The organism is Mesorhizobium sp. M1B.F.Ca.ET.045.04.1.1 (assembly GCF_003952465.1).
Taxonomy (GTDB): domain Bacteria; phylum Pseudomonadota; class Alphaproteobacteria; order Rhizobiales; family Rhizobiaceae; genus Mesorhizobium; species Mesorhizobium shonense.
This window is the reverse complement of record NZ_CP034448.1, coordinates 6,752,578-6,774,867: the sequence shown is the minus strand read 5'-3', so window position 1 is coordinate 6,774,867 and position 22,290 is coordinate 6,752,578. Positions and strand designations below refer to the sequence as shown.

The 22,290-nt window shown below is 64.9% G+C and carries 18 protein-coding genes and 2 pseudogenes; 15 read left to right on the top strand and 5 right to left on the bottom strand.

What is annotated here, in order from left to right; all coding sequences use genetic code 11:
* Positions 1–9 precede the first annotated feature (9 nt).
* The 4 genes from EJ071_RS33625 to EJ071_RS33615 all read left to right on the top strand — a co-directional run bounded on the left by EJ071_RS33625 (position 10) and on the right by EJ071_RS33615 (position 3,534).
* Entirely contained in the window at positions 10–1,299 is a 1,290-nt protein-coding gene (locus EJ071_RS33625; protein WP_126101711.1) for an O-antigen ligase, read from the top strand.
* Positions 1,300–1,524: 225 nt separating this feature from the next.
* Positions 1,525–1,650: a hypothetical protein gene (locus tag EJ071_RS40145; protein WP_281058886.1), complete on the top strand. Its 126-nt coding sequence runs from the start codon at positions 1,525–1,527 to the stop codon at positions 1,648–1,650.
* A complete protein-coding gene (locus EJ071_RS33620; RefSeq protein ID WP_126101710.1) occupies positions 1,647–2,564 on the top strand; it encodes a dihydrodipicolinate synthase family protein in 918 nt (305 codons plus the stop codon). The genes EJ071_RS40145 and EJ071_RS33620 overlap by 4 nt, the downstream gene beginning before the upstream one ends.
* A gap of 1 nt (position 2,565) precedes the next feature.
* On the top strand, positions 2,566–3,534 hold the full coding sequence (locus EJ071_RS33615) for a D-2-hydroxyacid dehydrogenase (protein WP_126101709.1): 969 nt from the start codon (positions 2,566–2,568) through the stop codon (positions 3,532–3,534).
* A 103-nt stretch (positions 3,535–3,637) separates the two neighbouring features.
* Here the strand turns inward: EJ071_RS33615 and EJ071_RS33610 are convergent, their stop codons facing one another.
* Both EJ071_RS33610 and EJ071_RS33605 read right to left on the bottom strand, forming a co-directional pair.
* Positions 3,638–5,236 carry a DHA2 family efflux MFS transporter permease subunit gene (locus EJ071_RS33610; protein WP_126101708.1) on the bottom strand — a complete coding sequence of 533 codons (1,599 nt, stop codon included), beginning with the start codon at positions 5,234–5,236 and terminating at the stop codon, positions 3,638–3,640.
* Positions 5,233–6,180, bottom strand: coding sequence for an HlyD family secretion protein (locus EJ071_RS33605; protein ID WP_245460060.1), 948 nt, complete (start codon positions 6,178–6,180; stop codon positions 5,233–5,235). Before EJ071_RS33605 ends, EJ071_RS33610 begins: the two co-directional genes overlap by 4 nt.
* Positions 6,181–6,787: 607 nt before the next feature.
* On the opposite strand from EJ071_RS33605, the gene EJ071_RS33600 reads away from it, so the two are divergent.
* The 4 genes from EJ071_RS33600 to fghA all read left to right on the top strand — a co-directional run bounded on the left by EJ071_RS33600 (position 6,788) and on the right by fghA (position 11,948).
* Entirely contained in the window at positions 6,788–7,357 is a 570-nt protein-coding gene (locus EJ071_RS33600) for a (2Fe-2S)-binding protein (RefSeq protein WP_189521326.1), read from the top strand.
* 2 nt (positions 7,358–7,359) lie between these two features.
* Positions 7,360–8,382, top strand: coding sequence for a xanthine dehydrogenase family protein subunit M (locus tag EJ071_RS33595; RefSeq protein WP_126101706.1), 1,023 nt, complete (start codon positions 7,360–7,362; stop codon positions 8,380–8,382).
* 2 nt (positions 8,383–8,384) lie between these two features.
* Positions 8,385–10,664, top strand: a complete 2,280-nt coding sequence (locus tag EJ071_RS33590) for a xanthine dehydrogenase family protein molybdopterin-binding subunit (RefSeq protein WP_126101705.1) — start codon at positions 8,385–8,387, stop codon at positions 10,662–10,664.
* A gap of 447 nt (positions 10,665–11,111) precedes the next feature.
* Positions 11,112–11,948 (top strand): S-formylglutathione hydrolase, encoded by an 837-nt coding sequence (gene fghA / locus EJ071_RS33585; RefSeq protein WP_126101704.1) that lies wholly within the window; start codon positions 11,112–11,114, stop codon positions 11,946–11,948.
* Positions 11,949–11,983: 35 nt separating this feature from the next.
* Here fghA and hutH read toward each other — a convergent pair whose 3' ends face one another.
* Positions 11,984–13,480 carry a histidine ammonia-lyase gene (gene hutH / locus EJ071_RS33580; protein WP_126101703.1) on the bottom strand — a complete coding sequence of 499 codons (1,497 nt, stop codon included), beginning with the start codon at positions 13,478–13,480 and terminating at the stop codon, positions 11,984–11,986.
* Between the two features lie 244 nt (positions 13,481–13,724).
* On the opposite strand from hutH, the pseudogene EJ071_RS39775 reads away from it, so the two are divergent.
* From EJ071_RS39775 to EJ071_RS33560, 6 genes and pseudogenes are all read left to right on the top strand, one after another.
* Positions 13,725–14,414, top strand: a pseudogene (locus EJ071_RS39775) (caspase family protein); the annotation flags it as partial.
* A 758-nt stretch (positions 14,415–15,172) separates the two neighbouring features.
* Positions 15,173–15,436, top strand: a pseudogene (locus EJ071_RS39770) (tetratricopeptide repeat protein); the annotation flags it as partial.
* 27 nt (positions 15,437–15,463) lie between these two features.
* Entirely contained in the window at positions 15,464–16,252 is a 789-nt protein-coding gene (locus EJ071_RS39765) for a tetratricopeptide repeat protein (protein WP_245460376.1), read from the top strand.
* Positions 16,253–16,271: 19 nt separating this feature from the next.
* A complete protein-coding gene (locus EJ071_RS33570; protein ID WP_126101702.1) occupies positions 16,272–16,580 on the top strand; it encodes a hypothetical protein in 309 nt (102 codons plus the stop codon).
* A 208-nt stretch (positions 16,581–16,788) separates the two neighbouring features.
* Positions 16,789–17,895 carry an OmpA family protein gene (locus EJ071_RS33565; protein ID WP_126101701.1) on the top strand — a complete coding sequence of 369 codons (1,107 nt, stop codon included), beginning with the start codon at positions 16,789–16,791 and terminating at the stop codon, positions 17,893–17,895.
* Between the two features lie 7 nt (positions 17,896–17,902).
* Complete coding sequence (locus EJ071_RS33560) at positions 17,903–19,141, top strand: caspase domain-containing protein (protein WP_126101700.1); 1,239 nt, start codon at positions 17,903–17,905, stop codon at positions 19,139–19,141.
* A gap of 25 nt (positions 19,142–19,166) precedes the next feature.
* On the opposite strand, the gene EJ071_RS33555 is transcribed toward EJ071_RS33560, so the two are convergent.
* On the bottom strand, positions 19,167–19,733 hold the full coding sequence (locus tag EJ071_RS33555; RefSeq protein WP_189521325.1) for a hypothetical protein: 567 nt from the start codon (positions 19,731–19,733) through the stop codon (positions 19,167–19,169).
* Between the two features lie 235 nt (positions 19,734–19,968).
* Between EJ071_RS33555 and EJ071_RS33550 the strand changes: the two genes are divergently transcribed.
* Positions 19,969–20,502 carry an OmpA family protein gene (locus tag EJ071_RS33550; RefSeq protein ID WP_189521324.1) on the top strand — a complete coding sequence of 178 codons (534 nt, stop codon included), beginning with the start codon at positions 19,969–19,971 and terminating at the stop codon, positions 20,500–20,502.
* Between the two features lie 92 nt (positions 20,503–20,594).
* Here EJ071_RS33550 and EJ071_RS33545 read toward each other — a convergent pair whose 3' ends face one another.
* Positions 20,595–22,211 (bottom strand): caspase family protein, encoded by a 1,617-nt coding sequence (locus EJ071_RS33545; RefSeq protein ID WP_126101698.1) that lies wholly within the window; start codon positions 22,209–22,211, stop codon positions 20,595–20,597.
* Positions 22,212–22,290: the final 79 nt, after the last annotated feature.

Genomic DNA, 22,290 nt, shown 5'->3' with positions numbered 1-22,290 from the left:
AGCAAGGCATTGAACCCGTTCATATCGTTCCGGCGGCATCTCACACCCACGCAGATCAACGCCTACTTCTCCATGGTCTGCTTTTTTTCGCCACCTGTGCTGGGATCGGTGGTGAGCTTCGTTTTTCATGGCGGCGCATTCTGGTCGGGCCTGCTGCTGGTTGCCGGGCGGCGGCGCCTCAATATCGACCGGCACATGGCTGCGATGACCGTCGCGATCTATGCCTACTGCGCGGCCATGGTTCTGGCCTCGATCGTCAACGGCACGCTGCGGTCCGACGTTACGCATTTTCTACCGCTGATCACCTTGCTGTTCTTCCCGATCTCCTATTCGACCTGGAGCATCACCGACAAGGCTACCCTTGCGCGCATTGCCGTGCTTGCGAGCGCAACGGCATGTTGTGGCGCGCTGTTGCTGGCACTCATCCAATATTACGGGATAGGGATGCTCAGGGCCGAAGGGGGAGCCGGAAATCCGATCGTGTTCGCGACGGTCACTTGTCTGGCCGTGATGATGTGCCTTTCAGGCGCTCTGTCAGGGATAGAAAGAGCCTGGAGGCCACTCACTGTCGCCGCCTTCGCCGGAGTCGTAGCGACCCTCTACTCGGGCTCGCGTACGGTTTGGGTGGCATTGTTGATTGCCGTTGTCGCCGTCCTCGCGATCAATCGCCAGACGTTCACCCGGGCAAGTATAAGGCGGTTGCTGGCGATAGCCGGCGTTTCGATCGTGTTGACGGCGGCAATTGCGTTCCCAATCGTCGTGGATCGCACCCATGTCCTGCTCGATGACTGGAACGCCCTTGTTACCGAAGGCGATCATTCCACTCCGCTCGGATTGCGCGTTGGGCTCTGGGTCATAGGGCTCGATGCATTTCGCGAGGCCCCGCTTTTCGGCCACGGCATTTCTGCAAGTCGGGCGCTTACGAAGCAGGGGTTCAAGGAGCGGTTTGGGGAGAACCAAGGTTTCAATCACTTTCACAACGGCTTTTTGACGGCGGTTGTGGAGGCCGGCCTTGTTGGCGCCCTTGCGCTGGCGGCGATCTTCGTCGTTGCGCTCCGGAACGCAACAAGAGTCTTACGCTTCAGTGCCGACCCGCTGGAGCGATTTGGGGCGACGATGATCGTCATCACCGTCATAGTATACCTTGTTGGTGGGCAGACCGGCATCCTTGTCGGCCACGACATTCTTGATTCGACGCTGATGATATTCCTGGTTTCGGGAACGTATCTGGCTTGCGGAAGGACGGTGTTCCCGATCGGGGTAGGCGCTCCAGCCGATCGCGAGTCGGTGGTCCTTTAAAGCAGGTCGCGTGAAAAGGATTCACGCGACCTGCTTTAGGTTTTTGATTTTAAGCATGTCTTCGTCCTGAAACCGGGCCCACTTTCGGGAGACATGCTTTAGATATCGGATCCGATCTTTGAGTGAGAATTCTATTTGAGCTTTTCGCGCGATACGAGGAGCTTAGACTAGCCAGCCGACGACGAGATCGCGCAGACGCGCGTCGCCCACCGCGAAGCCGTGCTGGTGCGGGGCGAGGGAGGCTTCGATGTCTTCTTCGACACTGCCTCGACAGCCTTCTTCGTCAGAACAGTCGCCGCGGCGGCGAAGCTCGCCGCCAGCGATACGACGATCCGGGAGAACCATCGATGAACAGCGTGCAAGGCGTCATAGCGCCCCTCCTGACGCCCTTCGAAAAAGACGGCAGCGTCGCCCGCGACCTGTGGGTGAACCACGCCAAATGGGTGCTTGCCCAGGGCGCGCACTATCTTTCGCCGTTCGGGACGACCGGAGAGGCGCTGTCGCTGTCGCCGCGCGAGCGCATGCAGGCGCTGGAGTGGCTGGCCGAGGCCGGCATCCCGGCCGACAAGATGATGCCTGGCACCGGCGTCACCGCGCTGCCCGACACGGTCGAGCTCAGCAAGCATGCCCTGGAGCTTGGCTGCGCCGGCGTCATGGTGCTGCCGTCATTCTTCTACACGGCGGCAGGCGACAACGGGCAGGCCCGCTACTATTCGGAACTGATCGAGAAAGTCGCCAGCCCGAAGCTCAAGCTGATCCTCTATCATATCCCGCAGAATTCCGGCGTGCCGGTATCGCCGGCGCTGACGGCGCGGCTCAATGCGGCCTTCCCGGACATCGTCGTCGCCTACAAGGACAGCGCCGGAAGCTGGGACAACACCGCCGCCGTGATCGCGGCGGCGCCGAACGTCTCCGTCTTTCCGAGCTCCGAAGGCCAGCTCACCCAAGGCCTGGCCGGCGGCGCGGCCGGCTGCATTTCCGCCTCCGTCAACCTCAACGCCAAGGCGATCCGGGCCGTCTATGACGGCGCGCGCGCAGGCAGCGACGTGTCCACCGCCGATGCCGCCATCAAGGCATTTCGCAAGGCGGTGCAGGACGCCGGGCTGATCGGCGGCATGAAGGCGGCCCTTGCGGTGCGCTCCGGCGACCACCGCTGGCTCAATCTGCGCGCGCCGCATGAGAACACCACCCCGCAGGCAGGCAAGGCCTTGCTCGAAGCCCTGGGCTCTCTTGCCGATCACATCCCCGGTCCGAGGCGAGGCTGAAATGTCCGCGCGGCCAACAATCATCGTAAGCAGCGACGCGCCGGACGGGCCGATGGCCGTGCTCGCCGAAACCCATCCCGATCTAATGGTGCTCGGCTGCGACAGCTACGAGGCGCTGCCCGGCATGATTTCGGACACCGGCGCCGAAGTGCTGTTCACCATCAAGTTCGACCGCGGATCGCGCTATCCGCGCGCGGCGCTGGTCGAGAGCCAGACGGTACGCTGGGTCTCGGTCGGCGGCTCCGGCACCGATCATCTGCGCCCATGGAACCCGGCGCGCGTGACGGTGACCAATTCGGCCGGCGTCGCCGCCGACATGATGGCGGAATATGTCTTCGGCGCGATGCTTTCCTTCTCGCTCGGCCTGCGCGGTTTCGCGCGCGAGCAGGCGGCCAGGAACTGGACGGCCGGCAAGGTCGAGCCGATCCAGGGCAAGACGCTGCTCATCCTTGGGCTCGGCAAGACGGGTCAGGCGGTCGCCAGTCGCGCCAAGGCTTTCGGCATGACGACGCTGGGCGTGCGCGCCAGCCCGAAAGCGACCGATCACGTCGATGAGGTCCACGGCATGGCGGATCTGCCCAAGCTGTGGAGCCGTGCCGATTTGATCCTCTGTGCCGTGCCGCTGCTCGAAAGCACCCGCGGCATCGTGGGACGCGAGGCCTTCGCGGCGATGAAGCCTTCGGCGGTGCTGATCGACGTGTCCCGCGGCGGTGTCGTCGACGAAGCCGCACTTCTTGCGGCGCTCGATGCCGGCAGGATCAAGGGCGCGGCTCTTGATGTCTTCGCCACCGAGCCGCTGCCGCCGGCGCATCCGCTTTGGGGTTACGACAACGTGATCGTCACGCCGCATTGCTCCTCGGTCTATGACGGCTGGGACGTGAAGTCCGCGCGCATGTTCGCCGACAACCTGACCCGCTACCGGCGCGGTGAGCCCTTGGCGAATGTCGTCGATCCGGGGCGTGGCTACTAGGCAAAACCTCGGCATTCGGCACGGCGCTTCGAAACAACGCTCGGCCCCAACATGACCTGGGGGTTCATCGCCGCCGAAATGATCCTTCACCAGAACCGGTGAGCTATTTCGGCGGCTGGGACGCCTTGGGCGACCGCAACAGAAGCGCCAGAGGCACGAGCACCGCGGTGGCGATCGCCGTGTAGCGGAAGACGTCGACATAGGCGAGGAGCGTCGCCTGGCGGCCGATCAGTTGGCCCACCCAGCCGACCGCTTGCGCCTTGGCCTCGACGGCGGGGGAGCCTTGCGCGGTGAAGAATTCGCTGACCTGCCGCAGCGTCTGCTGATACGTGGACGATGATTGTGCAGTGTTTGCGATCAGGTTCGATTGATGCAGTTGCGCGTTCTGCGCGATCACCGTGTTGGTCAGCGAGACGCCGATGCTGCCGCCGATGTTGCGGGCGACATTGATCAGCGCCGAAGCCTGGTTGGTCTTCCTCGGCGGCAGGCCGAGATAGGCGGCCGTCGAGATCGGGATGAACAGGAAGGGCAGGCCAGCCATCATGAAGAGGCGGGCAAAGGCAAAGAAGCTGAAGCTCGCATCCGGCGCCAGCGAGGTCAGATGCCAGAGTGCTATCGCCACCGCCGACATGCCCATTATGATCAGGTATTTCGGCTGCACGAAACCTGAGGCAAAGCCCGAAATCGGCATCAGCATCAGCATGGCGATGCCGCCCGGCATCATCGAGAGCCCCGACCATGTCGCGGTATAGTCGAACGCGGTCTGCTGCAACTGCGGCAGGAGCTGCGTCGTGCTGTAGAGCACCGCGCCCACCGCCATCATGACCAGGAACGACGTGCCGAACTGGCGCATGAACAAGAGCCGCATGTCGACGATCGGATCGCGGCGCGTCAGCTCCCAGGGGATCAGGATGAGCAACGAGACGGCGGAGATCACCGCGAAGCTGGTGATGAAGCTCGAGGAAAACCAGTCGTTGCGCTGGCCCTCGTCGAGGAAGACTTCCAGGCATCCGAGCGCCAGCACCACCAGGATGAAGCCGATCCAATCCACCTTGAGGCCGCCTTTCAGCCTCTCCCGGCGCTCGCGTTCCAGCACGTCCGGCTCGACCACCAGCCATTGCACGAGCGCCAGCGAGAGAATGCCGAAGGGAACATTGATGAAGAAGATCCAATGCCAGGAGAAATTGTCCGTCAGCCATCCCCCGATCGTCGGGCCGACCGTCGGCGCGACGATGACCGCGATGCCGTAGAGCGCGAAGGCCTGCGAGCGCTTTTCGGGCGGGAAGGTATCGGCGAGGATCGATTGCTCGCTCGGCGCCATGCCGCCGCCGCCAAGCCCCTGGAGGATGCGGAACAGGATCAGCATTTGGAGATTTGGCGCCAGGCCGCAGAGCAGCGAAGCGCCGGTGAAGGTGGCGACGCAGAGCATATAGTAGCGCTTGCGGCCGATGACGTCGGCTAGCCAGCCGCTGATTGGAATGATGACCGAGTTGGCGACGAGATAGGTGGTGATGACCCAGGTGCTCTCGTCTATCCCGGCGGCAAGGCTGCCGGCGATGTTGCGCAACGCGACGTTGGCGATAGAGGTGTCGAGCACCATCATGAAGGTCGCGATGGAGACGACGACCGCGATGAGCCAGGGGTTGCGCCCGCCGGCGGCGGAGCGGCTTTCGCCGCCCTGGGCCAGTGCCGCATCAGTCATCGCACCGTGACCGTCGGCACCACCGACATGCCCGGACCGAGATAGGCATCCGGCGGCTTGTCGAAGACGATCTTGACCGGCACGCGCTGGACGACCTTGACGAAATTGCCGGTCGCGTTCTCGGCCGGCAGCAGGCTGAAGGCGGTGCCGCTGCCGGCCTGCACGCTATCGACACGGCCATGGAAGGTCCTTTCCGGATAGGCATCGATGGCGATGTCGACCGGCTGGCCGGGCCGCATCAGGCCGAGCTGGGTCTCCTTGAAATTGGCCTTCACCCAGACGTCCTTCGGAACGAACATCATCAGCACCTGCCCGGGCTGCGCGTAGGTGCCTCTTGCAACGGTGATGTTGGTCGCCCGGCCGGCGACCGGGGCCACGATAGTGGTGCGCATGAGCGTGGTCCTGGCCTGATCCTCGCTGGCGCGCTCCTGCTGCAGTTTGGCTTCGGCGCTTTTGCCCTGCGCCTGCAGCACGGCGAGCTGGCTTTTCGCAGCCCCTGCATTCGCCGTGGCCGTATCGAGGGCGGCCTGGTCCTGGCGCAGTGTTGACGCGGCCTGCTGTGCCTGCTGCTGGGTGGCGGTGCCCCTGGCCAGCAGCTCGCGGTTGCGCTGATCCTCCGACTTGGCGAATTCCAGCGCCGCCTGTGCCTGGGCGACTTGCTTTTGCGCGGCATCGATCTTGGCGTTCTGCGCCTGGGTCTGGGCCTCGACATTGGTGATCTCGGCCTGCGCCGCCGCCACGCTGGCCTGCGCCTGCTTGAGCGAAGCCTGGTAGTCGCTGTCGTCGATGCGAAGCAGGACCGCGCCCGCCTCGACGGGCTGATTGTCGGTGACGGCCACCTCCGTGATGCGGCCGGCGATTTCGGCGCCGACGGTCACCGTGCGCGCGTCGATGAAGGCGTCGTCCGTCCATTCGTAGTTGCGCGCGTTCAGCCACCAGAGCACTGCGCCGGCCGCGACCAGCAGGACGACAAGCAGGACGGTTCCCGCTGTGACAGGGTGCCGTTTGATGGACCCGAAAAGGCTTCCGCGTCGCTTGTCCTGGGGAGCACTCCCATCTCCACGGGATGCGTCGGCCTTATCCCTCGAGGCATCGGCCTCTGCACCCCTTCGGGTATCGGCGCGGCGCGTCGGCCGCTGCGTTTCGTCCACGGGTTCGGCAACTGGAGAATTCGTATCCACCGGCATGCCTTTCGATCGAAGTATTTGTTCTTCCGCGATTCCGGATGGAAAACCGCTGCGCGCTTTTCCTGGAATTGCTCGCATGGGATCTTGCGCGGCGCCGCCGCGCATCGCCAGGCCGAGGGTCAACCTCCGGCATTCGGAAAGGTTCCTTTGCCGTCACAACCGGCTTTGCCTCAAAATCCCTGATACCGGTTCATCGTGATGCCCTGGAAGGTTCCAGGTCACTCTTTCGTGACCTGCTTCTGCGCGGATAAATCCGGAACAATGCCCTGGCTGAGAGGTTAGCGCTGATACCCAGCCAGCCAGGGAGCGAGCCATGTCCCCAAACCCCGCCTCGAGCGCGACTGGCCTCAGCCGACGAAGCTTCATGACCGGAACCGTTTCAGCCGCCGCTGCCGCGCCGTTGCTGACCTCCGTGGCGAAGGCGGAAGCGCCGGTTGCGACCCGTTCCAAACTCAGGGAAGCGGTCGCCATATCGCTGCGCATCAACAAGCAGCCTTACGAGCTTTCGCTGGATACAAGGACGAGCCTGCTGGATGCGTTGCGCGATCATGTCGGCCTGACCGGCACGAAGAAGGGCTGCGACCACGGCCAGTGCGGTGCCTGCACGGTGCTCGTCGACGGAAAACGGGTGCTCTCCTGCCTCAGCTTCGCCGTGATGAACCAGGGCAAGGAGGTGACGACGGTGGAGGGGCTTGCATCGAGCGACGGCAAGCTGCATCCGATGCAGCAGGCCTTCATCGACCACGACGCCTTCCAGTGCGGCTACTGCACGCCGGGTCAGATCATGTCGGCCATCGGCTGCATCAACGAGGGCCACGCGAACTCCGAGGACGACATCCGCGAGTTTATGAGCGGCAACATCTGCCGCTGCGCGGCCTATCCGAACATCGTCGCCGCGATCGTCCAGGCGCGTGACCAGACGAGGGGGGCCTGACGATGCGTCCTTTCATCTATGAACAGCCGGCGGATATTTCGGCCGCAGTCGCCGTCGCATCCCGCTTTACGACCAACGACGATCAGCCGACGCGGGCGAACGCGCAGTTCATCGCCGGCGGCACCAATCTCGCCGACTATATGAAGCTCGGTGTCGCCGCACCCAACCGTGTGCTGGATCTCAACCGGCTCGAAGAGCCTGCGCTCAGACAGATCAGGGTCACCGACGACGGCATCCGTTTCGGCGCCCTGGTGCGGATGGGGGAAGCCGCCGACAACACTGAAGTCAAACGCCGCTATCCGGTCATTGCCGATAGTTTGAGATTGGCGGCAAGCGGCCAGATCCGCAACATGGCGAGCCTTGCCGGCAACGTGCTGCAGCGAACGCGCTGCGAATATTTCCGCGAGACCTCATGGGCCTGCAACAAGCGCGTGCCGGGCTCGGGCTGCGCCGCAATGGAGGGCTTCAACCGCCAGCACGCGGTGCTGGGCGCCAGCGACGCCTGCATCGCCACCTATCATGGCGACTTCGCCCAGGCCTTGATCGCGCTCGATGCCGTCATTCGGGCCGAGGGCTCGCGCGGAGCGCGCAAAATTCTCTTCGCCAGGCTGCATCGGCTGCCTCGCGACACGCCGCATATCGAGACCGATCTCGCGGCCGACGAGATCATCACCGCCATCGAAGTGCCCGCCATGCCGTGGGCCAGGCGTTCGCGCTACCTGAAGATCCGCGACCGCGAATCTTATGCCTTTGCGCTGGCCTCGGCGGCTGTCGCGCTCGACCTCGACGGCGACAGCGTCCGCGAGGCGCGCATCGCGCTCGGCGGCGTGGCGACGGTGCCCTGGCGCGCCAAGGAAGCCGAAGCGGCCTTGCAAGGCAAGAAACTCGACCAGGCGTCGGCAAGTGAGGCGGCGAAAGCCGCCTTTGCCGATGCCGAACCGCGCCAGCACAACGCGTTCAAAGTCGAACTCGGCAAACGAACGCTGGTGCGCGCGCTGCTCGAAACCCGAGACATGAAGGTGTGACCATGGACGCAGCCGCTCCGAAACCCAGGGAAAACCAGGGCGAACCGCTGCCGCGCGTCGATGCGCGGCTGAAAGTCACCGGGCAGGCCGGCTACCCAGCCGATCTGCCGACGGCCAACCTCGCCTATGGCGCGCTTGCAACGAGCAGCATCGCCAAAGGCAGAGTGACCAAGCTTCATCTCGATGAGGCTCGCGCGGTGCCGGGCCTGCTCGATATCGTGACATACGGTGACATGGATAGGGTCGACAGGCCGAAGTTCGGCAATGGCAGCGCAACCTCGGTCGGACCGCTGCACGACCGGACGATCTTCCACGATGGGCAGATCATCGCCTTGGCCGTTGCCGAGACATTCGAGGCGGCCGAAGAGGCCGCGCAGCTGATCCGCGCCGAGTATGAGGAGGAGAAGCCGACGGCAAGCTTCGACAGCCCTGGAACGAAGACCGTCCCCGCTGCCGGCAAGAGCCCGATGCTGAAGGAGGACGTCAAAGCGGGCGATTTCGACGCCGCCTATGCGGCGGCTCCGGTCAAGATCGACGCGCGCTATTCGACGCCGACCCAGCATCACAATCCGATCGAGCTGTTCTCGACGACGGCGCTCTGGCAGGGCGATCAGCTTGTCGTCCATGAGCCGTCGCAGAACGTCACCGGTTGGAAGGTCGAGCTTGCCAGGCAGCTGAAGCTCGATCCGGCGAATGTGCGCATTCTCAGCCCCTTCATCGGCGGCGCGTTCGGCTCGAAAGGGCCGATGACGCCGCGCACCGCGATTGTCGCCGTCGCCGCAAAGCGGCTCGGCAGGCCGGTGCGTTGCGTGACGAGCCGCATGCAGGCCTTCGGCACACAGACCTACCGGGCCGAAACTAGACACCGCATCCGGATCGGCGCCGGCAGGGACGGCCATATCACTGCTTTCGCGCATGAAGGCTGGGAAATGACGTCTCGCACGGACGCCTATGTCGTCGGCGGCACGTCGGCGACCGGCCGCATGTACGATTACGGCTCGGTGCTGACCCATGTCTCGCTGGTCGAGGCCGACCGCAACACGCCGGGCTACATGCGCTCGCCGCCCGAGACGCCTTACGTCTACGCGCTGGAAAACGCCATGGACGAGATGGCGGTGGCGCTCGGCATGGATCCGGTCGAGTTCCGCCGCATCAATGAACCAAAGACGGAACCGATCGGGAAGAAGCCGTTCTCCAGCCGCTCGCTGATCCAGTGCTACGAACAGGCGGCCGACGCCTTCGGCTGGACGAAGCGGGACCCGAAGGTCGGAGCGATGCGCGATGGCGACTGGCTGGTCGGCATGGGCTGCGCCACGGCGATTTATCCAACCGCCGCGGCGCCCTGCGCGGCGCGCGTGCGCCTGACGTCCGACGGCGAAGTGCGTGTGCAATGCGGCTCGCACGAGATCGGCACCGGCGTCCGCACCGTGGCCGGCCAGATGGCTTCGGAACGTCTTGGCGTCCCGATCGGAAAGGTGAATGTCGAGATGGGCGACAGCAGCCTGCCTCCGGCCCCGGTGTCGGGCGGCTCGATTTCCACCGCGAGCGTCTGCTCGGCGGTGCTGAAGGCCTGCGATGCGATCCGGACGAAGCTTGCCGCGGCCGCGACAAACGAGGGCGCTCCGCTTGCCGGTTCCCACAACGAGGAACTGGACTTCGCCGATGGCAAGATCGTTGCGAAGGGCGGCGCCTCGGCGAAGATCGAGGATGTCTTCAAGATCATGCAAGTCGGCGCGATAGACGAATATGCCGAGTTCGCGCCCAAGGGCGCGACGCCTGGGGCGCTGAAGAAGCTCTACGCCGGCCTGCCGGAATTCCATGGCGGCGATCAGGACGAGGATTCGGTGAAATACGCCTTCGGCGCCGAATTCGTCGAAGTTCGCATCAACCGCCATACGCGGGAAATCCGGGTGCCGCGCATCGTCGGCGCGTTCGCGGCCGGCCGCATCATGAACACGCGCACCGCGCGCAGCCAGCTGATGGGCGGCATGATCTGGGGCATCGGCCAGGCGCTGCATGAGGCGACCGAGGTCGACCAGCGCTATGCCCGCTACGTCAACCGCGACCTGCAGGATTACCTCGTGCCGGTCAACGCCGACATCAAGGACCTGCAGGTCATCCTGGTCCCGGAAGTGGACCACGCGGTCAATCCGGCCGGTGTCAAGGGCCTGGGCGAGCTAGGCAATGTCGGCACCGCCGCCGCCGTTGCCAGCGCGGTTTACCACGCAACGGGCAAGCGCATCCGCGACCTGCCGATCAGGATCGACCAGCTTATCGCTTGACGATGCCGGTGAGCGGCAATGCGCCGCGATCCGCTCCTTAGCCCGCCGATCCGATTGCTTGAGCCATCATTGCAAGGCGGAACCCCGATCGGGGTAAGGCGAGAGGCAAGTTTTCCGATCGTAAGTCCTTGAAAGCGTTTCCCTGCCTCGCACGCCAGCGGCCGCAAGGCGCCTGCTTCGGTTTCGGCGAAGCAAAGGACAGAAAAAGACTTCTTTTTGCGATCCGGCCCGGATGCGCTGTTGCCGACCCTAGAACAAGGCTCGCCCGGGAGGCGACGCATAACAAGAGAGCGGCTGCCGGCGTTGGCTGCGGAGTAGAGTGGAGGAAGCGTCCGCCGTTCTGTGGCTCGATCGCGCCGTCGATATCGTTTTCGCGAGGTGCAAGGTTGCGAGCGCGAGGTCTGGCGGCTATGCCGGGCCGAGACAGATGACAGGAAGGCGGAGCCGATGAAAGTTCTTTCAACGTCCAAATCGCATGGCGGTGTCCAGGGCGTCTACTCGCACGTCTCGGAGACCTGCGCCTGCGACATGACCTTTGCCGTTTTCGCGCCGCCCCAGGCCGCAAAGGGCCATGTGCCGGTGCTCTGGTATCTGTCCGGCCTGACCTGCACGCACGCCAATGTCATGGACAAGGGCGAATACCGCCGCATGGCATCCGAGCTGGGGCTCGTCATCGTCTGCCCCGACACCAGCCCGCGCGGCCCCGATGTTCCCGACGAAAAGGACAATTGGCAGTTCGGCTGTGGCGCCGGCTTCTACGTCGACGCCACGCAGGCGCCCTATGCGAAAAACTACCGCATGTATTCCTACGTCACCGAGGAACTGCCGGCGCTGGTCGCCGCGAACTTTCCGGTCGATATGTCACGCCAGGCGATCTTCGGCCATTCGATGGGCGGGCACGGCGCGCTGACGATCGCGCTGAGGAACCCGGAACGGTACCGGAGCTGCTCGGCCTTCGCGCCGATCGTGCAGCCGACCACCGCGGGCTGGTCGCGGCCGGCGCTCGAGAAATATCTCGGGCCGGACGAAAAGAGCTGGCGCGCCTATGACGCTACGCTGCTGATAGAGGATGGCCATCGTTACGGTGAGCTGCTCGTCGACCAGGGCACAGCCGACGGCTTCCTCCAGGATGGTCTGCGTCCGTGGCTGCTCGAGGACGCCTGCAGAAAGGCAGGCATCGCGCTGACGCTGCGCATGCAGGAAGGCTACGACCATTCCTACAACTTCATGTCGACCTTCATGGACGACCATTTGAAGTGGCACGCAGCGCGGCTGGCGAAGTAGAGGGCGTGCAGCGGGCTCCTTGGGGAAGGTCCGATTCAGAACCGCGGCCCCGCCACCATCCGCGCGACCCGCGCCATGTCCGCGCTCATTTCGCGGTCGTCGTCGAGCGGGGCGACCAGAGCACGGACAGCGGCATAGCTGCGTTGCGGACCTTCGCCCATGCTGTCGACCACGCCGCGCAACTCCACGCCGGTCGCCGCGAAGATCAGCTCCATCGCAACGAGATAGCACAGCCGCTCGATGATGCCGGCGGTCTTGGCCACCACCCGCGGCGCCATCGACGACTGGTCCTCGATGCCGTCCGAAACCGCAAGCGGGCTGAGCGACATCGGGTTGGCGAGGTGCCGGATCTCTGCCTCCAGTGCGGCGACCGGTTTCTGCAGTTCCGCATAGCCCTGGCGGCTGCCGCCCCTGGCCGACAGGAAGCGCGGCAGCTCCGCCACCGTCGGCGACATCAGCTTCATCGAGCGGTTGGCGGTGGCGACCGCGCAATGCGCGAGCGCCTGCCCCAGCTGTTCCCAGGCCAGCGTGAAGGCGGTGAGGTCGAAATTGCCGTTTGAAACGACCCGTTCGGCCTCGAGCAGGATCACCGGGTTGTCGCCCGAATGGCCGAGCTCGATCTCCGTGGCCAGCCTGGCCTGCTCGTAGGCGTGCAGCAGGCCGCCCCACACCTGCGGCACGCAGCGGAAGCTCAGCGGATCCTGAAGGCGCCGCGCGGCGGTGTCGTGCCAAAGCCCGCTTCCGGCCAGCTCCGCCCTCAGCCGCGCGCCGATCTCGCATTGGCCGAATGCCGGCCGCGCGGCCAAGGCGTCCTCGTCGATGGCCTTGAGGGACGCCCGGAACGCTTCATAGTTGAGAGCCACGGCTGCCAGCGACCAGTCGATGAGGTAAGCGACGTCCTCGAGGGCGAGGCACGCCGTTCCGGTCGAAAGGCTGTTGGCGACGATGATGGCGTGGCCGTCCTTCTCGCGCAGGTCGAGCGGCTCGAGCCCGGCAAGCTTCAGCGCTTCGGCGGCCGGCATGACCCTGCCCTGGAATTCTGCATCGCCGTCGCCGCCAAGCGCCCTCGCCATGTGGCCGAGCGGCGCGAGATCCGCCGCCCCGATCGATCCCCAGCTAGGGATCACCGGATGGACGCCGGCGTTGAGCGCCGCAAGCAGGCCCATGATGACCCGCTCGGAGGCGCCGGTGCCGCCGGCGGCCATTCCGGAAATGCGCGCCGTCATCAGCGCCCGCACCGCTTCGGTCGGCAGGGCAGGGCCGGCGCCCATCGAATGGCTGAGCGGCACGCTGTGCTGGAAGGCGACCAGATCGGCCTCGGCGAGCGGCGTGTCGACACAGGCGCCGAGCCCGGTGGTGACGCCATAGAGCGGCTTGCCGAGCTGCGTGAGGCGCTCGACGAGCGCGCGGCTGGCGCGGATGCGGCGCACGGCCTCCTCGCCAAGCACGAGGCGGGCGTTGCGCCGCGCGATCTCGGCGACATCGGCCGCGCTGAGCGGCCTGGCGTCGAGGACGATCACTCTCGCTGTCATGTCCTTGCATCTATCCCAAGATCGGCGCCGTGCAAATGTGCCACGCCGCTCCTGGACGCAGCGCAGCGTCATTGCAGCCACCATGTCTCTGGAGTATTTTAGAACTTGATTGGATAAGACGCATGCCTGTTGTCGTTATGCATGCGGTCTGCTCCGTCTTGGCAGATTGTGAACTCTTTAACAGACCTCGGCGCCGCAAGCTGCATTCCTGTGGCCGACAGGTCATAGCAGTTAAGGATTTGCCATGCTGCGATGCTGCGCGTTCCTTGCAGCCTTGGTCCTCATGGGCTTCATGGCGTTCGAAGCGCACGCCGATCGCAGGGTTGCCTTTGTGATCGGCAATTCCCAATACCGCGGCATCCCGGCACTCAAGAACCCGGACAAGGATGCCGAGGATGTGTCGACCACGTTCCGCCTGGCCGGCTTCGACGTGTTCGTTGCCAAGGATCTCACCAAGCTCCAGTTCGAGGAGCAGTTCCGCAACTATCTTGCGGCGGCGGATGGCGCCGATCTCGCGGTCGTCTACTATTCGGGCCACGGCTTTCAGATCGGCGGCGAGAATTTCCTGATCCCGGTCGATGCCTCGCTCAAGGCCGCGGCCGACATCGAGGTTCAGGCCATCAAGCTCGACGACGTGCTGGAGCAACTGCGCTCGAAGTCGAAGATCCAGGTGATCATCCTAGATGCCTGCCGCAACAATCCGTTTCCGCGCAAGGATTATTGGCTGCGCGACCAGCTGATCGCCGCCGGCGGCGCCGGCCTTGCGCAGGTGAAGAGCTCGCTGAATACGCTCATTGCCTTTGCCACCGAGCCGGGAGCGGTTGCCTATGATGGAACCGGCGATCTCAGTCCCTTCTCGTCCGCCTTTTCCCGCCGCGCGCTGGCGCCGAACCAGGAGATACGCACAGTGATGGCGGCGGTTCGCCGCGACGTGGTCAAGGCCACCGACGGCAAGCAGGTTCCGTGGGAAAACTCCTCGCTGATCGACGAGGTGGTGCTGATGCGCCGCGCCAGCCGACCCGCGCTGCCGCCGGTGCTGGAGAAGGTTGTGCCGTCGGGCGTCGGGCCCGTCGCGCTCGACCTGCCGGAGCCGGTCGATGTCGATGGCGGCGCGGTCACCGTCAGCATCGAAAGACCGCCGGCGCTTGGACGCCTGATGCTGGACGGCAAGCCTGTCGCTACCGGCCAGCCGATCGCCGGCAAGGACCTGCCGCGCCTCGAGATGGACGTGCCGAAGGGCTCCGGCGCGCAGGAAGAGGTCGACATGCTCGCCTATGCCACGCGCGACAATTGGGGCGGCCAATCCCAGGGCATCCTGGTGTTCCGGGTCAAGAACGGCGAGGGCGCCGAGGGGCAGCAGCTCGTCGCCTCGCTCGAGGCAGAGCAGAAGCAGCAGGTGTTGGAGCGCGGCATCCACATCGCCGGCGCCGCCGAGGCGATCGAGAACCACGACATCGCCGTCCCTGTCGGTGTCGGTCCCGTTCCGCTGAAGATCGATTTCCCGACCAAGGATCCCGCGGTCAGCCTGAAGTTCGCGAGCTATCCGGCGACGGGCACGCTGTCGCTGCCGGACCGGACCCTGTCTCCGGACTCCAGCCTGATGGCCGATGAAGTCGACCATCTGCGCTACGAACCCCAGATAGGCGAAGCCAAACCACTCATGTGTCGGTCGACACGCTACGTCACAGCGCGATGGCTGTCGCCAGCGTCGAGCCCTGCGACAGGGAGGCCGGCGAACCTCTCGACCTGCAGGGCGTCGTCCCGGGCCTGCTGCCGAACGAAATCAGCAGCAACGCCGTGGACGTCTGCCGGGCGGCGGTCAAAGCCTATCCGGACGTCGCCCGCTTCCGCTACCAGCTCGGTCGGGCGCTGCTTGTTGTCGGCAAGGTCGACGAGGCCAGGAAGGCCATTCAGGAGGCGGCCGACAAAGGTCATGTCCGCGCGGTGTTCGAGCTTGGCTACCTCAACGCGACCGGAACGGGGATGCCTGCCAATCGCAAGCAGGCCAACACCTTCTACGCGGCGGCGTCCGACAAGGGCGATCCCTACGGGATGACGTCATGGGGCCGCGCCTTGTTCAACGGCTACGGCGTGGAGCGTGACACCGGCAAGGGCCTGGACCTGCTGCTCAAGGCGGCGGCGATGGGGCACACCTATGCCATGAACGATCTTGCCGCGATCTTCACGGAAGGTCGTAACGGCGTGCCCGCCGATCCGGCTCGCGCCGTGGCTTTCCTCAAGGCCGGCGTCGAACGGCAGGACATGTATTCGATGAACCTGCTTGGTCGCAATTATCTCGCCGGCACGGGGGTCGAGAAGGATCCCAAGCAGGCGCAGTCGCTTTTCCAGAAGTCCATGGATCTTGGCCAGCCCTACGCTCCCGGCAGCCTGGCACGCATGTACAGGGACGGCGTCGGCGTTCAGCAGGATCTTGCCGAAGCGCAAAGGCTGTTCGAGCTGGCGACCGGTCGCGGCGACCAGTCGGCTGCCTATGATCGCGCGGCCTTGGAGATGCAAAGGGGCGACAAGGCCGACCAGGCGGTGGCCGTGCGCTACCTTGCATTCGCGGCAGCGCTCGATCTTCGCAACGAAATTCCGGATGCAAGGAGCACGCTGGCGAAATTCGGAGCCAAGGCGAAAACGGCGGCCCTGAAACAGCTGCGTGGAGAACTCAAATCGAAGATTTCGGCGGACGGCTCGTTGGACGACCAACTGGTCAAGACGGCCAGGGCGGTCTGGGAACAAGCCAATCCGCGTCGGGACTTGTTCTGATCAGCAAGGAGGCAATGCGGTGGGCTGGGCATCGAAACAGGCAATCGTCGCAACAATCCTATCCGGTGCTCTGGCTGTCGCGGGCTGCACGACCATGACGCCCACCGTCGAGCCGACCCCGACGGTGAAGCACAGGACGAAGGTCGTCCGCACGACGACCGCGCCAAAGGTCGTCACGCAGAAAAAGGTCGTCACGCAGAGAAAGGCCGCTGCCAAGAAACTGATCAAACCCGTTCAGGAAGAAACCACACCTGTCGTCGTGCCACCTCTGGGTGGCGGTGGCGGTGGTGGCGGCGGTAGTGGTGGTGGTAGCGGTGGTTGGGGATGAGCGTTTGACGGCCGCCAGCCCGTCGCGACGTGGCTTTTGACCTTGGCATTGCTCGCCATCGCTCGCCTGGCTCCGTCTTGTCAGCCATTTCCGCAGCCAGGATTTTAGACTTGGAGAGCAACCACGACCGCTCGCCAAGCGGGAGCAACTCCTCTATGCTCTCGGCACGTGCCGGTATCGATATAGGGTTGTCCTTGGGGGGCGTTCCATGGTCGAAGTCGTCGCATTCTGGCGGACTATGCGGTTGGAAACCGCCGAGCGGGCCGCCGCTTTCATCGTCGCCGCGCTGTCCGCTTTGCTGCTATTCGAGCCACAAGCCGCCAACGCAGTGCCGAACTGGACGCTCGATCCTTCCGCCTCGGTGCTCACCTACCAGTCGGTCAAGAAGAACACGATCGTCGAGACCAACAAGATCCGCAACATCACCGGCACGCTGAGCGCGGCCGGCGATGCAAAGGTCAGCTTCGACCTCAATTCGGTCGACACCGGCGTCGACCTTCGCAACGTCCGCATGCGCTTCCTGTTCTTCGAGACCTTCAAGTACCCGACCGCCGAACTGACGGCGAAGGTGGACCCCGCCGCATTCGCCGACCTGCCGGCCAAACGCAGGATCAAGGCAACCTTGCCCTTCCGCCTCAGCCTGCACGGCGTCGACAAGGACCTTGAAGCCAGCATCGTCGTCACCATGATCAGTGACACCCAGGTCTCCGTCGCTTCGGAAGCGCCGGTCGCGGTGCATGTCGAGGATTTCGGCCTGCTGCCCAACGTCGACAAGCTGCAGCAGGCGGCCAATGTCACCAACATCGTGCCGACCGCATCTGTGTCCTTCGATTTCGTCTTCACCGCCGACGGCAGCAAGCCGGCCGCGGTCCAGACCGTCGCGGCAAGTGCGGCCGATGTCGGGCCCGTCGCCACCGATGCCGCGAAATCGAATTTCAGCGACGAGGAGTGCCTCAACAGGTTCGCCGTGCTCTCGCGCACCGGCGCCATCTACTTCCGGCAGGCGAGCGCAAGGCTCGATGCCAAGAGCCGCCCGCTGCTGGCGGAGGTCGAAGGCGTCGTCGGCAAATGCCCGGCCCTCAAGGTCGAGGTGTCCGGCTACACCGACTCCGACGGATCGCCAGAGGCGAACAAGGCGCTCTCCGAGCGGCGGGCCCAGGCGGTCGCCGACGCGCTGGTCGCCGACGGCGTGCCGCGCAACCAGATCAGCGCCGCCGGCTATGGCGAGGAACGGCCGGTCGCCGCCAACGATACGCCCAAGAACAAGGCGCTCAACCGGCGGATCGAATTCTCCGCCACCAGGCTCGCGAACTGAGGTCGGGATGGTCTCCGGCCCAATCGCCCGCTGCGGCCGGCTGCTTCGCGCCGTCGGGCTCGCGCTGCTTGCCATGTTCCTGGCTTTGACCGCCGCCGGTGCCGAGCGCCGTGTCGCGCTGGTGCTCGGCAACTCGCAATACCAGCACGCGGCGCCGCTCACCAACCCGGTGCGTGACGCTCAAGCCATGGCCGAGCGCCTGAAGGATTTGGGCTTCGAGGTAGTCTCCGGTTTCGACCTTACCAAGCAGCAGACGCAGACCACCGTCGCGCAGTTTGCCAGAGAGGTGCGCGGCGCCGACGTCGCGCTGTTCTTCTACGCCGGCCACGGCCTGCAGGTCTCGGGCAAGAACTATCTGCTGCCGGTCGATGCCGCGCTCGAGGACGAGACCTCGCTCGACTTCGAGGCCGTGTCCGTCGATTTCGTGCTGCGCCAGATGTCGCGCGAGACCAGCATCAGGCTGGTGTTCCTCGATGCCTGCCGGGACAACCCGCTTGCCGAGGTGCTGGCCAGGACAGCCGGCGTCAAGGGCGCGGCCAGCGGCCTGGCCGAAATTCCGATCGAGAATGGCGGTGCCGGCACGCTCGTCGCCTTCGCCGCCAGTCCGAACCAGCTTGCCTTTGACGGATCGGGCGAGCATTCGCCCTTCACCGCGGCGCTGATCCAGCATATCGGCGAATCCAACATCTCCATCACCGAAGCGATGAACAGGGTGACAAGCGACGTCTTCAAGGCGACGGCCGGCAAGCAGCGTCCCTGGATCAACGTCTCGCTGACCACCGAGGTCGTCCTGCACAAGGTCGATCTCAACGCGCCGCTGATCGTCGGCGAGGCGAGCGCCCCGCAGACCGAAGCAGGCTCCGATACGCGCAACACCGGAGCAGCGCCAGGCCAGAGCGATGACCAGCTTGCGCTCAACCTGCTGCGTCAGAAGATCCCGAAACTGGCGACGGACGAGCCGATCCTTTTCGACCGCCCGGTCAAGTTCGGCGATCCGGCCATCGACGGCAAGAGCATCGCCCAACTGATCAAGGGCAAGCCGCTGTTCAGCCCGGTCGAGGGGCTCGACAAGTCGGCCTGGGAAGGCAAGCACTGCGACGGCTGTCATGAGTGGAACGAGGCGCGGCTGTGCGAGCAGGCGAAGAATTTCGCCGCCAACGATGTCTCGGTGCTGCGCCTGCAGCACCCGCTGGGAACCCGCTTCAAGGTGGCGCTGGCGAAATGGGCGCAAGGCGGCTGCAAATGATCGCGGATATCTGACTGAGCTTCGCCTAGTAGGCGTCGGCCGCTTGCCGCTGCGCCTCCATCTCCGCCATCTGGATGCCCATTTCGACAAAGGCCGAAAGCACGGCAAAACGGTCCGCCAGCGATACCCGCGCCAGCCCCGCCAGGATGCCCGCGCTGACGGCGTGGGCGGCTGGAGATCCGGCCGCCGCCGTGTCGATGGCCGAGCCGTTGTCGCGCCAGCCCGTCGCCAGCGCGATCCATGAAACGGGCGTCGTGGGCGGCACCTCCACGGCCTGGGCGACCGCCTCGCTATGGTCGGGATTGCCGGGTTCGCCGACCCAGTCGCCGACGAGCGCCAGCAATTCGAGGTCCCTGTCGCCGAGGAGTTCCGCAAGATTGCTCAAGCACTCATGCGCCCACCAGATCGCGGCCCGCTCGGGCAGGAGATAGGCGCAGAAGGTGACTGCCTCCTCAGGCACACGCCCGGCCAGCAGCGCGCGGCAAAACTCGATCGACGGCTGTTCGGTGGGGGCGGCTTTCATGTCTTGGGCGACGGCAGGGTAAGCGCTGAAGAGATCCCGCGCCGTCCTGAACCGAAGCCCCTTGGCCATGGCTGCCACGCCCTCACTTGTGCATGTCGCCCAAAAGTGCGCAGCGGTTTTGGGGAAACGACATGCAAAAAACAAAGACCTAGGAAGAAGATACTGAAACCCCGGCGGGGGCGCTGGTCAAGCGATAGCTTAACAAATGGCCGCCGCCCCAAGCGTGTGTTTGTTCACAGACAACGGTCGCGAAATTTGATATTTTCCGTCGCAGCGAGATCCGCTCAAACAGGGAGTAACGGTCATGAGGTTGGCCAGCTCAGCCTTTGCATTGGCGGCCGTGCTTTTTTCGACGCACGTTTCCGCTGATCCGCTTCAGAAATCCGAAGACATCGTGAAGTTCTTCACCGGCGCTGGCAATCTCGGCGCATCGCGCGGCATCTGTGTCGGCACCGAGGAAGAATGCAAGAGCAAGAACGACAAGAGCGCGGCCCCCTCCAAGACGGGGCTCGATATGATGATCAATTTTGCGCTGGATTCCGCCCAGCTCGACCAGACCGCGCGCACCGAGCTCGACGAGTTCGCCAAGGCGCTGAAGGACAACCGGTTGAGCACGTTCAGCTTTGTCGTCGAAGGCCATACCGACGCTTCCGGCTCGACACGCTACAATCAGGACCTGTCGCAAAGAAGGGCGCAGTCGGTGGCTGCCTTCCTGACCGCGAATGGCGTTCAGGCCGCCCGGCTCGAGGCGATAGGCCTGGGCAAGTCGCACCCGCGCGTCGCCAATCCCTACGATCCGGTCAATCGCCGGGTGGAGATGCGGATCAGGACGGAGTAGAGCGCCGGCACAAGTTATCCGACGCCTCACATAGCGATCAACGGGAGCCCGGCCTCAACAGGCCGGGCTCCCGTTTCGGTTAAAGCGGACAATCAGGGCTTGTTGAGCACACCGCCCACCGCGACACCGGTACCGAAGATCAGCGCTTTGGTCAGGAAGTCGTTGTTGTCGTTCGGCGGCGGGCCTTCCTCGCGAACCACGGTCTCGCGGTCGCGCCTGCGCTGGACGACCTGTTGCTGCTTCCTGCGCGGCTTTTCCGCCACCGGCTTCAGCGTGCGGGTCTTCTGCACCACCGGCTTCTTCGGCGCCGCCGCGCGTGCCTGATCGGCGGCATTCTTGGCGCGGATAGCATCCATCATCGGGTCGGTCTGGATCACCAGGAACGCCAGTTGATCGCCCGTCAGATAGGTGGTCTGCGGCAGGCCGTTCTTGCCTTGCCAGACGCCGATCGCCTGGCGCGTCCGCGGACCGATATTGCCGTCGACCTGGCCGAGCTCGTTGCCCAGCGCCTCGATGCGCAGCTGCAGGTCGATGCGGCCGTCGCGATCGAGCCCGATCGCGCCTTCCGTCTGCTCGGTGCCCGGCGTCTGCTTCATTGCATCGGTGATGCCCACCGAGGTGCGCACGGCCGAACCGGCATTGGCCTCAGCCCCATTCGCATCGAGGGCCGCGACCCGCTTGTTGGCCTTCGGGTCCTTCAGTTGGTCGATGTTGAGCTTGGCCACCGTGGCGAAGCGGCCGTTCGGGAATTGTTCGAGATAGGCCTCGTAGAACGGAATGGCATTCTTCTTCGAGGCCTCGTCCCACAGGCGCTGCTCGACTTCCCAGGAGGGCGGCTCGCTGGCCACCGGAGCCGGCGCTGCCGTCGTCTTGGCCGCATCGGCCACCGGTGCCTCGACTGGCGTGGCTTCCGCGGGTTTGCCGAGGAAAACCTCGCGTCCCAGCGACGCATTGTGCCATGGCCGCTGACGGCCTTGCGTGGCCTCCGTCACCTCGCCGCGCACCCGCGTCAAGGCGCTCTGGATCTCGACGCCGGGTTCGGTCAGGTGCTTGGCCAAAGCCAGCGAATAGGGGCTGTCGACGCCGTTGCCGTCGAAGGCGATGGCGCCGGGGTCGGTCGCATAGGCGATGAGCACGCCGCCGGTGCCCACGCCATCCGCTTTCGCTTCGACCGGCGCAAGGCCGGCGCCGAGCGAGCGGCTCTTCGGCAGCGAGGCGGCCAGCGTCCTTGCCAGCGGATTGTCGCGGCAGGCATCGAGGATGATGACGCCGACGGCTGGATCGGGCGGCAGCGCCGCCATGAACTCGTCGATCTGGACGGTGCGGGTCTTGAGATAGGCGGGCGACGTCAGCTCGGCATCGACCGGGATCAGGTAGTTCTTGCCGTCGACCTGCATGCCGTGGCCGGCATAGAAGATGACGGCGAGGTCGGCATTGTAGGATTCCTCGGTGAACCGGCTGATCAGGCTATGCATGCCCTGATTGTCCTGGTCGACGCCTTCGATCACGTCGAAGCCGGCATTGCGCAGCGTCGATGCGATGAGTTGCGCGTCGTTGGCCGGGTTGGGCAACGGCACCGCGTTGACATATTTGCTGTTGCCGATGACCAGCGCGACGCGCTTGGCGGCTTCGGGCGTGGCGGCCTCTGCGCTGAACGCGGCAAGGACAAACAGGATAAATCCACTCACAAGGACGGCGAACGTTTTCATGGATCAGCCCTCCGCCCCTCTGGGGCGCGCTATCGGTGTCTGCGCATGCTAAATTTCGCTTCTGCCAAAAATGGCTCTT